General features: G+C 40.3%; 11 protein-coding genes. 1 reads left to right on the top strand and 10 read right to left on the bottom strand.

What is annotated here, in order from left to right:
- Nucleotides 1-238: 238 nt before the first annotated feature.
- The 3 genes from parC to ACWODM_RS07805 all read right to left on the bottom strand — a co-directional run bounded on the left by parC (nt 239) and on the right by ACWODM_RS07805 (nt 5,270).
- A complete protein-coding gene (parC, locus tag ACWODM_RS07795) occupies nt 239-2,704 on the bottom strand; it encodes a DNA topoisomerase IV subunit A (protein WP_455320815.1) in 2,466 nt (821 codons plus the stop codon).
- Nucleotides 2,705-2,715: 11 nt separating this feature from the next.
- Nucleotides 2,716-4,728, bottom strand: a complete 2,013-nt coding sequence (gene parE / locus ACWODM_RS07800) for a DNA topoisomerase IV subunit B (RefSeq protein ID WP_455320816.1) — start codon at nt 4,726-4,728, stop codon at nt 2,716-2,718.
- A 119-nt stretch (nt 4,729-4,847) separates the two neighbouring features.
- On the bottom strand, nt 4,848-5,270 hold the full coding sequence (locus ACWODM_RS07805; RefSeq protein WP_455320817.1) for a CoA-binding protein: 423 nt from the start codon (nt 5,268-5,270) through the stop codon (nt 4,848-4,850).
- 94 nt (nt 5,271-5,364) lie between these two features.
- Between ACWODM_RS07805 and plsY the strand changes: the two genes are divergently transcribed.
- The gene (gene plsY, locus ACWODM_RS07810) at nt 5,365-5,994 is read left to right on the top strand and encodes a glycerol-3-phosphate 1-O-acyltransferase PlsY (RefSeq protein WP_455320818.1); all 630 of its coding nucleotides are present in this window, start codon (nt 5,365-5,367) and stop codon (nt 5,992-5,994) included.
- A 23-nt stretch (nt 5,995-6,017) separates the two neighbouring features.
- Here the strand turns inward: plsY and ACWODM_RS07815 are convergent, their stop codons facing one another.
- From ACWODM_RS07815 to ACWODM_RS07845, 7 genes are all read right to left on the bottom strand, one after another.
- Nucleotides 6,018-6,893, bottom strand: coding sequence for an aldose 1-epimerase family protein (locus ACWODM_RS07815; protein WP_455320819.1), 876 nt, complete (start codon nt 6,891-6,893; stop codon nt 6,018-6,020).
- Nucleotides 6,894-6,911: 18 nt separating this feature from the next.
- Nucleotides 6,912-7,697: a GTP-sensing pleiotropic transcriptional regulator CodY gene (codY, locus tag ACWODM_RS07820; protein ID WP_455320820.1), complete on the bottom strand. Its 786-nt coding sequence runs from the start codon at nt 7,695-7,697 to the stop codon at nt 6,912-6,914.
- Nucleotides 7,698-7,714: 17 nt separating this feature from the next.
- Complete coding sequence (gene hslU / locus ACWODM_RS07825; protein WP_455320867.1) at nt 7,715-9,109, bottom strand: ATP-dependent protease ATPase subunit HslU; 1,395 nt, start codon at nt 9,107-9,109, stop codon at nt 7,715-7,717.
- Nucleotides 9,110-9,116: 7 nt separating this feature from the next.
- A complete protein-coding gene (gene hslV, locus ACWODM_RS07830; protein WP_455320821.1) occupies nt 9,117-9,662 on the bottom strand; it encodes an ATP-dependent protease subunit HslV in 546 nt (181 codons plus the stop codon).
- Between the two features lie 73 nt (nt 9,663-9,735).
- Nucleotides 9,736-10,635 carry a tyrosine recombinase XerC gene (gene xerC / locus ACWODM_RS07835; RefSeq protein ID WP_455320822.1) on the bottom strand — a complete coding sequence of 300 codons (900 nt, stop codon included), beginning with the start codon at nt 10,633-10,635 and terminating at the stop codon, nt 9,736-9,738.
- Between the two features lie 218 nt (nt 10,636-10,853).
- Nucleotides 10,854-12,269 (bottom strand): flotillin family protein, encoded by a 1,416-nt coding sequence (locus tag ACWODM_RS07840; RefSeq protein ID WP_455320823.1) that lies wholly within the window; start codon nt 12,267-12,269, stop codon nt 10,854-10,856.
- A 17-nt stretch (nt 12,270-12,286) separates the two neighbouring features.
- Entirely contained in the window at nt 12,287-12,703 is a 417-nt protein-coding gene (locus ACWODM_RS07845) for a hypothetical protein (RefSeq protein ID WP_455320824.1), read from the bottom strand.
- Nucleotides 12,704-12,759: the final 56 nt, after the last annotated feature.

A 12,759-nucleotide genomic window follows, 5' to 3' on the forward strand; every position in this document is an offset into this window, starting at 1 on the left:
TTATTGTAACAGCTCTACGTGAATAGTATAACACATGACAGAAAACTTGCAAGTGTTTACATAAACTTTTTTTAACAATTAATCCCTTTCCATTTCTAAACAACCTATAAACGTTAATTTATCAACCTTTAATTTTGTGATATACTTTTCATATTTAATTTTTACCAAAAGAATTTTATTGAGCAAGAAACATAAAAAAAGAAGTTCTGTATCAGTACAGAACTTCTTTTTTATAAAATTATATAACAGAATCTTCATTTGTGAGGGTAGGATCGATCAATGGTATCACACGATTGATCTGTCCACCTTGTTTCTCATCTAACACAAAAGAACCGTTGGATGTTCGATCATTGATCGGATAATCATCGACCTGAATCGTTTTTTCCTCACCTTTTTGATTTTGAATCTGAATTTCCTGTTGCTCTCCCATCCCCATATAAACGATCCGATGAGGATTTTTTTTCAATTCCCGAAGGATCATCAGTCCTCGTTTGGCACGCCCTAACTGGTTCAGCTCTTGAGCAAGCATTCGTTTGACTGCACCACGCTGCGTCACTAAAATGACTGGTGTATCGCCTTCTGAATAAACTGGAAGACCATTAACGACATGATCCTCTTCCTTAAGATTCATTGATTTGACTCCTGCCGCCCTCGGTCCAACTACGGGAACTTCTGATAGAGCATAACGCAAACCAAACCCTCGGTGACTTGCCAAGAAGATGTCAAATGGCTCATCCTGATTCACCAAATAAACATTCACCAGCTCATCAGTTTCCGATTTGAATTTGATGATCGTTGCCGGACGACTCTTATAGGTTCGCCATGGCTCAAATTCGGTCATTCGAGTCTGTTTGATCAACCCTTCTTTACTAATCAACACAAAATTTTTCATAGGATCCAGCTCTTTGTAACTATAGACAGCAATCACGGCTTCATCAATTGAAAAGTTCAACAGGGTTTGTGAGACATGCTCTCCAATATCCTTCCAACGCATATCTGGCAACTCGTGGATCGGACGATAAATGACATTCCCTTTGTTCGTGATCAACAATAGATGATCCAGAGTATTCGCTTGTCCACTGTAAAGCACATAGTCGCCTTCCTTCATCCCCAATTCCTCAGGTTTCGAAGCGGCGTAAGAACGTAGACTACTTCTTTTGATGTAGCCTTCATGGGTCACTGTAACCACTACATCTTCTTGGACGACTAGCACCTCTGTTTCGATCTTGATTTCTTGAATCTCTTCTTCAATCTCTGTGACACGCTGTCGACCGTACTGTTTTTTCACTTCACGCAGTTCTTTTTTGATTACCTTCAAAAGTTCAGACTCGTTGTCGATAATATTTTTAAGTTCCGCGATCAGCGTTGCCAATGACTCGGCTTCTTCTCGTAGTTGGGTGATATCTGTATTGGTCAGACGATACAATTGCAGCGTAACGATTGCTTCCGACTGAGCCTCGGTAAACTGATGCTGAATGATCAGATTATTCTTGGCATCTTTTTTATCTTTACTACCACGAATCGTCGCGATCACTTCATCTAAAATCGATAGTGCCTTGATCAAACCGTCTACGATATGTTGTCTTTTTTCAGCCTTATCCAAGTCATAACGACTGCGCTTTAGCACCACCGCACGACGATGCTGGATGTAACTATCTAGCATCCGCTTTAATCCGACCTGCTGAGGACGCATATTGTCGATCGCAACCATGTTGAAATTGTAATTGATCTGTAGTTCTGTATTCTTGAATAAATAGTTCAAAATTCCTTCTGAATTGACATCCTTCTTCAATTCAACAACGATCTGCAGACCCGTCCGGTCACTCTCATCACGCACTTCAGCAATACCTTCGATTTTCTTATTCAAACGAATCTCATCTATCTTTTTGACCAGTGTCGCTTTGTTTACTTCATAAGGAATCTCATTGATGATGATCTGTTGTTTGCCACCACGAATCGATTCGATTCGTGTCTTAGAACGAAGTATGACTTTGCCTTTACCTTTTTCATAGGCTTTTTTGATCTCTTCTTTTCCTTGCAGAATGCCACCCGTTGGAAAATCTGGTCCAGGAATAAATTCCATTAACTTATCCAAAGACGCATTTGGATGATCGATCAAATAGACCGTACCATTGATGACTTCTTCTAAATTATGTGTTGGGATTTCTGTTGCGTATCCAGCAGAGATACCTGTAGATCCATTGACCAACAGATTCGGATATTTTGCTGGTAAAACAGTTGGTTCCTTTTCAGTATCATCAAAATTCCAGACAAAATCAACGGTCTCTTTGTCAATATCCTTCAATAATTCACCGCTTAGCTGAGATAATCTAGCTTCAGTATAACGCATCGCAGCAGGTGGATCGCCATCCATACTCCCATTATTCCCGTGCATCTCGATCAAGACTTCACGTAATTTCCAATCCTGACTCATCCGGACCATCGCTTCATAAATACTGCTGTCTCCATGAGGATGATAATTCCCCATAATGTTCCCGACAGATTTTGCTGATTTACGGAAAGCTTTTTCATGAGTATTACCGTCCTTATTCATCGCAAACAGAATTCTTCTTTGTACAGGCTTCAATCCGTCTCGGATATCGGGCAAAGCCCGTTCCTGAATGATATATTTGGAATATCGACCAAAGCGATCTCCCATGACTTCTTCCAATGTCAATTCTTGAATATTGTTTTTATGTTCCAAGAGATCACCTCCTATTCCTCAAATAAATTCAACTCTTGAACTGTTTCTGGTGTGACCGATGGGGCAGTTTCCTCATTTTTCTCAAGAATACTGCCATCTTCTTCTAATGTGAACTGTACATGAGTCTCAATCCATTTTCTGCGAGGCTCTACTTTATCACCCATCAAGGTCGTGACACGACGTTCTGCCTGGGCCGCATCATCGATTCGAACACGAATCAGCATTCTTGTTTCGGGATCCATCGTCGTCTCCCACAGCTGTTCAGCGTTCATCTCCCCCAAACCCTTGTATCGTTGGAGCATATAGCCGCGTCCGACTTTCTCAGTCATTCTAGACAGTTCTTCATCTGTCCAAGCATACTCAACGACTTCTTTTTTGCCAGAACCCTTAGAGACTTTGTACAAAGGCGGCAAAGCAATGTAGACTTTGCCTGCTTCGATCAACGGCTTCATGTAGCGATAAAAGAAGGTTAGCAACAGCACTTGGATGTGGGCGCCGTCTGTATCAGCATCGGTCATGATGATCACCTTGTCATAGTTGCAATCTTCTACGGCAAATTCAGCACCTACACCCGCACCAATCGTATAGATCATTGTATTGATCTCTTCATTTTTCAATATATCCTGCATTTTCGCTTTTTCTGTATTAATGACTTTTCCCCGCAAAGGAAGAATCGCCTGAAATTTACGGTCACGCCCTTGTTTGGCTGATCCACCCGCTGAGTCTCCTTCGACTAGATACAACTCATTTCTTTGCGGATTTCTAGATTGCGCCGGTGTCAGTTTTCCAGAAAGCAAGGACTCACCTTTCTTCCGTTTTTTTCCAGTCCGACTTTCTTCTCGGGCTTTACGGGCAGCTTCTCTTGCTTCACGGGCTTTGACCGCTTTTCGAACCAGCATTTGACTCATTTCACTGTTTTCTTGCAAATAAAAACCCAGTTGTTCTCCCAGCACATTATCAACTGCACTGCGCGCGATCGGTGTTCCTAATTTTTCCTTGGTCTGACCTTCAAACTGCAATAGATTTTCCGGGATACGGACCGACAAGATCGCTGCTAATCCTTCACGGAAGTCACTACCTTCCAAATTTTTGTCTTTTTCCTTCAGCAAACTGACTTTGCGGGCATATTCATTGAAAGATTTTGTCATGGACGTTTTGAAGCCGACTTCATGTGTACCACCGTCTTTCGTACGCACATTATTGACGAAGGACAGAACATTTTCAGAGAAACCATCATTATACTGAAAAGCAATCTCGACTTCGATCCCCTCTTTTTCACCTGAAAAATAAGCAACCGGTGTCAAAGTATCTTTTTCCTCGTTCAAGTAATCAACAAATTCTTTGATACCTTCTTCATAGTGAAAGAGCTCTTCGACTTTTTCTTCTCCTCGTAAATCAGTCAAAGTGATCTCTACACCACGAAGCAGAAAAGCCGACTCACGTAGTCGCTCTGCCAATGTTTCGTAAGAAAACTTGGTGACTGAAAAAATCGTTGCATCTGGTAAAAAATGAACACTAGTTCCATTAGCTTTCCTTGTTTTACCGACTTTCTTCAAGGTTCCTACAGGTTTCCCACCCTCTTTGAACTGCTGACGATACTCAATCCCATCACGATAGATCGTTACATCCAGCCAACTAGAAAGCGCATTGACAACACTTGCTCCAACACCATGGAGTCCACCGGATGTTTTATAGCCACCTTGACCAAATTTTCCTCCGGCATGCAACACGGTAAAAATGACTTCTACAGTTGGAATCCCTGAAGCATGCATTCCGACCGGCATTCCCCGACCGCTATCTTTAACAGTGATACTATTATCCTCATGGATCGTTACACTAATTTCATTTCCGTAACCTGACAGTGCTTCATCGACAGCATTATCGAAAATTTCATAAACTAAATGATGCAGACCACGACTGTCTGTAGAGCCGATATACATCCCAGGTCTTTTTCTTACAGCTTCCAATCCTTCCAACACTTGGATCGAGGCATCATTGTATTCATTGGTTTGTCTTTTTACCAAAGCGAACGCTCCTTTAAATTCCAAATTTACTCGAATCATTATACATCATCTTCAAGGAACTAAGCAAAAAAAATTCAATAAGAAGAAAAAATTCTAAGAAAGCACCCTCTCTTATTTATTTACGCCATTTCCTTTAATTCAATCTTAATACAACGATCCATTACAATATCCGTACGACCCGCCTGTTGCAAAATTTCTGCGGCTTCTTCATTTTTTATCCCTAATTGTGCCCAAAAGACTTTCGCATCTGTTTCTAGAAAATCTTTGGCGATCTCCGGTAAAAATTCTGCTCGTCTAAAAATATCCACAATATCGATTTTTTCAGGGATATCCTGTAGCTGCTCATAGACAGTTTCTCCTAATATTTCTTGTCCTGCTAAAACCGGATTAACTGGCAAAATGCGATAACCTTTTTCCTGCAAAAATTTTGCCACCTGATGACTGGTACGGTCTTCCTTATTGCTCAAACCAATCACAGCAACGTTTTTTGCTTCTTTTAAATAGCTTTGGATCACTTGTTGATCCGGATTTTGAAAACTCATCTGTTATCCTCCTTAAAAATTTTGATCATTTGTATTGTTGCAAATTTTTTTTCATGCTAAAATTGCTCTAGTCCTTCAAAGAAAGTTGGTCATTATGAAAATTATTCTTTTATTTTTAGCTGCCTATTTATTAGGCTCGATTCCCTCTGGTGTTTGGATCGGAAAGCTTTTTTTCAAAAAAGATATACGTGACTTTGGCAGCGGAAACACAGGAACTACCAATACCTTTCGTGTACTAGGAAAAAAGGCCGGGATCGTTGTGATGGCGATGGATATCCTAAAAGGAACGCTAGCTACTAGCCTACCTATGATTTTCCATGAAACAACACTCAATCCTTTATGGTTTGGCGTCGCAGCTATTTTAGGTCATACCTTTTCGATTTTTGTTGGCTTCAAAGGCGGCAAGGCCGTTGCAACAAGTGCCGGCATGCTGTTAGCCTATCAACCACTGTTCTTCCTGTACTCGACAGCAATTTTCGTCGTTGCACTGTTTGTTACTAGTATGGTCAGCCTTTCAAGTATGATCGCGGCAGTCCTGATCACCTTATCAACGATTTTTTTATCCGCTATTGCACCGGTGATTCTACCGACACACGACTGGCTACTGACGATCATTGCAGTTGCTGTTACTGCTTTTATTTTTTATCGCCACAAAGAGAACATTCAACGTATCAAAGATGGAACAGAAAACAAGGTTCCTTTTGGTTTGAATAAGCAAAAATAAGCTGGATCTTCCAGCTTATTTTTTTATTTCACCGTGATAGAGTATTTCGTTTCAAAAATTTCTTTTGGATCCAATTTGCGAATCCCTAATTTTTCAGTCAGTTCACCCGTTGAAGTCACTGTATCGGCAACGCCTTCCCATGGTTCAATGCAAACAAAAGGTGATTCTACTGGATAGGTCGACCAGACCCCTACATAAGGCATGTTGTTGTAAGAAAGCGTAACACTGTGGGATGATTTTTCACTACGGATCGAAAAAGAATTCAATCCTTTTGTTTCAAAAATCAAGGCATCTTTTTTGAAAAGGTCATGCGTCAGTGCAATATTGGTATTGGTTTGTCCCAATGTTCGCTGATCTAAATCGATTTGACCTCCCTTTAAGGGCAAATTGACTCTTGACTTCATCGGTGACGGAGTCAGAAAGTAATCTTCAAAAGTTAAGCCTTCCTCCAAAGGTACATTAAAAGCTGGATGTCCACCGATCGAGAAATACAAGTCTTCTGTTGCTGGGTTTTCAACCTTGTATTTTACGACCAGTCCGTCTCCTCCTAATTCATAAATGAGAATCAGTCGAAAATCAAATGGATACACTTTTTTCGTCTCATCGTTACTTTCCAGTAGAAAGCTGGCTGTTTCATCGGTTTGTTCCAGTAACTCGAATTCCATGTCTCTAGCAAAACCGTGCTGCGACAATTGATAGGTTTCTCCCTGATAGCGATACTGATTGTCTTTCAATGATCCAACGATTGGGAATAAAACAGGTGCATGTCTTCCCCAGTGTTTCGGATCAGCCTGCCAGATATATTCAATGTCTGTTTCCTTGCTCTTTAAACTGATCAACTCAGCACCTTTAGAGCGAATAACAGCTGTTAAGTGAGGTGTTTCGATTGTGATATCCATTTCCTTTCCTCCTTACAATTAAGCTTTTTCTAGTTCTGCTTTAAATCGGTGATTCAAGACTTTCAAATAGGTTCCTTTCATTCCCAGTGAGCGTGACTCGATGACCCCCGCTGATTCCAGTTTTCTTAACGCATTGACGATTACAGAACGAGTGATGCCAATCTCATCAGCAATATTGGAAGCGGTCAAACGTCCCTCATCGCCCTCAAGCGCATTGAAAATTGCCTGAACGGCTTTCAGTTCGCTATAGGATAGAGTATTGACAGCCATTTGGACAGCCGTAGCACTACGGATATCATCTTCAATGTTTCTTGAAGTTTGGTACAAGATCTGCATGCCAACTACTGTTGCTCCGTACTCGGCCAAAACAAGATCCTCTTCGCTGAAGGAATCATCGATCCTTGAAAGAATGATTGTTCCTAGACGTTCGCCGGCTCCAAAAATAGGGACCACCGTCGTCAAACCGTCTGGATAAAGATCTCTGGATTCGATCGGAAAAGCTGTCATATCACTTTCAATCGTAATATTTTCTTCTGTCACATTTAGATCACCCACCATATCTGTATAGGCTTTAGGAAACTGTTTTTCCACAAACATATTTTTGACACGGGCATTATTGACATCATGCTTCTCGTTAAATCCTAAGAGACTACCATCACTGCTGATGATATAAGAATTGCTGTCCAAAATATCCCCTAAAATATTGGCCATTTTGTCGTAAGGTAGATCCGAATCCGTATTGAAGGTATTTTTTTGCTGTAACAATTCATTGATTTGTCTGGTTTTTTCTAAAAGTGTAGTCATCTTTTTCTCCTTTGGTTTTATAGAATATAACGACTTAGATCCTCATCCTTGGCAATATCTGCCAATTTTTCATTTACATATGCTTCAGTGATTGTAATTTCAGCCATCTGCATATCAGAAGCTTCAAACAATAGATCCTCTAAAAGTTTTTCCAAAATAGTATGCAATCGACGTGCACCAATGTTATCCGTATCGCGATTGACTTGGAATGCGATCTCTGCGATCCGTTCGATTGCCTCCAGAGTAAAGGTCACCTGAATATTTTCTGTTCCCAGCAAGGCAATGTATTGTTTGACCAATGCGTTGTTTGGCTCTTTCAAAATTTTGACAAAATCTTCAGCAGTCAAATCATCCAGTTCTACACGAATCGGGAAACGTCCCTGCAACTCAGGAATCAGGTCACTTGGTTTAGACAAGTGGAACGCGCCAGAAGCAATGAATAGAATATGATCTGTTTGTAATGGACCGTACTTGGTATTAACTTGTGAGCCTTCTACGATCGGTAGGATATCTCGCTGAACACCTTCTCGAGAAACCTCGCCAGATTGCTGCGACTTGGAAGACACTTTGTCAATCTCATCGATAAAAACAATCCCACTCGACTCCGCCAGACGCAAAGCTTCACTATGGATATCTGCGTCATTGACTAATTTTGAAGATTCTTCTTGTATCAGTAATTCTCGAGCTTCCTTGACGGTGACTGTTCGCTCGATTTTTTTCTTAGGTTTCAACGCACCAAGCGTCTCATTCAAATCGATTCCCATTTGTTCCAGACCATTGTTCATCATGGCCCCTTGCGTCTTCGGTTCATCAACCTCGATCGTCACTTCTCGATTGTCCAAAACACCGCGTTCCAATTGCTCAAAAATAGTTTGGCGATTTACTCGGATCTCATCTGTTAATTCTTCTGAAGGTTCTTCTGGCTTTTGCATGTTGTTGAACATGCTCATCATTTGTTCATAAGGATTAGAACCCTGTTTTTGTTCTTTCTTGATTCCCGGTACCAGTACTTTTGCAAGACGACGGTTGGCTTTTTTCTCGGCTTGGATTCTGACACGCTTGTATTGTTCCTTTTGAACGATTTGGATCGCATGCTCCACCAGATCCCGAATCATGGATTCAACATCACGACCAACATAGCCGACTTCTGTAAATTTAGTTGCTTCTACTTTCACAAAAGGAGCCTGAATGATTCGCGCCAAGCGACGGGCAATTTCTGTTTTTCCGACACCAGTTGGCCCGATCATTAAAATATTTTTAGGTGTTACTTCTTCCTGCATTTTTTCTTCAAGCTGCAAACGACGATAACGGTTGCGCAAAGCAACAGCAACAGATTTTTTGGCTGCTTGTTGACCAACGATATATTGATCCAACTCAGAAACGATTTCCTTGGGTGATATATTTTGATTCATCATAAATCTAACATTCCTCTACAATAATATTATGGTTCGTAAACACACAAATATCAGCGGCGATATTCAGTGCGTTTTCAGCGACTTCTTTGGCAGTCATATCTTGTCCTGCGTATTTTTTCATTGCTCTGGCAGCAGATAAAGCGTAATTACCTCCCGAGCCAATGGCTAAAATACCATCGTCTGGGGCAATAACTTCTCCGGTACCTGATACAAGTAGCATTTCATTTTTGTTCATGACGATCAGCATAGCTTCCAGCTTTTGCATAGATCGATTCGTGCGCCATTCTTGAGCCAGCTCGACTGCTGCCCGTTGGAGATTGCCATTGTATTCATTCAATTTACCCTCGAATTTTTCTTCAAGTGTAAAGGCATCTGCCACACTTCCAGCAAAACCAACGATCACTTCTCCGTTGTAAATTCTGCGAACCTTTTTGGCAGTTCCTTTCATAACGATTTGTTCTCCCATCGTAACTTGACCGTCACCAGCCATTGCAAATTTGCCGTCCTTTTCAACAGCACAGATCGTTGTTGAATGAAATTGTGATTCCATATTGATCTTCCTCCTAAATATATAGAAAAGCAAAACAAACGAGAAACGTTTATCATGCTCTTTTTTTCTTGATTCAAGCTCTGGGGTGGAATTGTCGATAATTTTTTTGTAAACTTTCTTTCGTGACATGCGCATAGATTTGTGTTGTTGACAAATTAGCATGCCCCAGTAATTCCTGTACCGTTCGCATATCGGCCCCATTGTTCAATAAATGTGTCGCAAAGGTATGACGTAGCATATGGGGATGAATCTGGCTATCTAAACTACTCTTACGGATCACCTGATTCAGCGCATATTCGATACCTGTTGGTGTGATCTGATCTCCCAAACGATTCACGAATACAAACTCATGCTCTTTATGGTACTTTTCCATAAGCAGGCGCCTACTCTGTTCCAAATAGATCGTCAGAGCTTCTTGAGCATATGCGCCAAAAGGAACATAGCGTTGTTTGCTCCCTTTTCCGTTTACTAGCAAGACGCCGCTTATCCAGTCAATATCCTGTAATGATAAATTAGCGCACTCACTTACCCGCAAACCCGAACCATAAAGAATTTCCAACAATGCCCGATTTCTTTGCTGCAGAGGTTCTGTTCCTTCGACACTGTCAAAAAGGGCTTCCATTTCTTTTTCATAAAAAAATCGTGGCAGTTTGATACTCTTTTTCTTCAAATGAATGTAGGAAAAAGGGTTCTCAGTCACAACTTCCTGTTTCAGTAAAAATTGGTAAAAAGAGCGCAAACTAGCCACTTTTCGACCAATTGTATTACGACTATATTCTTTGTCATTTAATTCAGCTAAATACACTCGGACGTCCCGATGATCGATATCCAAGAAATTGCTGTCACCAGAATTTTCTAAAAAATCAAAAAAAACTTGCATATCCTCTTTATATGCTTGAAGTGTTTTATCAGAATACCCACGTTCTACCAGAAGATAGCGGAAAAATTCATTTGGCCAGTTCCTTGATGCCATCACTCTTCCTCCAATCTAAATCCTCTTAACTGTAGCATAGACCTATCAAAAAAACAAATGAATTGTCAGAATTTAATCAATATTTCAAAGAAACTTCACAATTATGAATACTTACATAGAATTTCCTGAAATTTTTCTAAAATACGTTATTCTAATTCAAGAAAAAAAGATTGCCAAATGGTTTGAAACCCCTTCAGCAAACTTTTGTTAGTTATTTTTTATTTGTTCTCAGCAACAATAGCCGGTGTAACTTCTTTCTCACTGATTGCTTGAACGATTTCTTTGTTTCCTTGCCTTGCAGCCATGGTATCATTGATCAAACCAACTAAATCCAGACCAGTTGTTTCTTTGATCGTGTCGAATGTCCGAGCAAGACCTGCTTCTCCCATTTCATGAAGACCGTCTCCACCGCCAAAGCTAACGACCTTATCAATATTGCTAATAGGAGCATTGACTTCTTTCGCGATTTCCGGAAGAACTTTAATGAATTCCATTAAAATACCTGCTTCATTCAATTTTTGAAGTGCAAGTGCCATTTTTTCTTTACTTTCCGCTTCAGCTTGACCAACTTTAGCGATTTTATCAGCTTCTGCTGCCCCGATTTTTTCGATTTTTCTTGCTTCTGCTTCAGCCGCGAGACGAATTTTTTCAGCCTCCGCTTCAGCTTTTGCAATTTCTCTGGCTTTATCAGCTAAGGCATTTTGTTCTGCGACATACTTGTCGGCTTCGGCTTTTTTACGAAGCGTTGCATTCAATTCTTTTTCACTTAATTCAGCTTGCTTTTCTTGAATCTCGATATTCTTCTCTTGTTCAATCAAGCGGACTTTCATTTTTTCACCTGTTGCTACTTGTTCTGCTTTCGCTACCGCAACATCCTGTTCTTGTTTGTATTGTGCTTGTTTCAATTGCATTTCTTTCGTCGCCTCTGCAATTTCTGTTTTGCGACGGATTTCTTCGTGTTGTGCTAGCTGCTCATTTTCAGCTTGCTTGATTCGTGTTTCACGGAGAGCATTGGATTCTGCCACTTCTGCATTTTTCTTTACTTCAGCGATTTGTGGACGACCTAAAGCATCTAAATAACCATTTGGATCTGTTACATCTTTGATTGTGAACGAAACGATCTCCAAACCCATTTTTCGCAAATCTGTAGAGGCAACTTCTTGTACCTGTTCAGCAAAATCATCCCGGTTTTTGTAGATGGCTTCAACCGTCATCGTACCTAAAATCGCACGTAAGTGACCTTCCAGTACTTCTTGCGCTTCATCTTCCAATTCCCCAGTCGATTTTCCTAAATATTGTTCTGCTGCTGTTTTGATCGACTCCACACTGTTACCAACTTTTACTAGAACCGTGGCACTTGCCAGAATCGGAACACCTTGTTCAGTATATACTTCTGGTGTACCAATTTCTAATTTATGCGTCAACAAACTCAATTTATGAGATTTTTGAACGATTGGAATGACGAAAGTTCCACTATTTTTAAGAATTTTAATGCCTTCTTTTCCTAAAAACGAACCTGTAACAATCAATGCTTCATCGGGTTTTCCAATTCGGTATCTTACCATTAAGAAAATAAGAATTGCTATAAAAGCAACAATTCCCCAAAAAATCGGACTACCTAAAAATTCTAACACATCTACCACTCCTATTCTTAAAAATTATTGCTTTTGACAACTAAAGCAACACCTTGCGGATCGAAATCAATAATCAATACTCTTGTACCTGCCGGAAGCACCAAATCACTTTTTCGATCTTCCTCACGATAAAATTTTGCTGGATAAACAGAGATCGCTGTGCCGCTGCCAATCTCAATAACTTCTCCAACGAAGTCACCGCGAAGCCTTGTTGTCAGTTCTCCAAGTAAATAATCTTCTTTTCCCAATACATTGCTTTCATTTTTATCGGTCAATTGATTGTAAAGAAACATCAATGGAAAAAAAAGAGCCGCACTTAACAGATACAAAGCAAAAATAACCAACAGGAAGAAAATGATCCAAACAATCGCTTTGATGTACAGTGGCTGTGTCAAAATCAATCCATTTAAAAAATCGATGGTAGAAGTGATCATTGGCTTTTCTCCTCTCTTTGTTATCTTATAGTATAATGATATCGCATCAATTGTAT

It is taken from the genome of Enterococcus olivae (assembly GCF_053760925.1).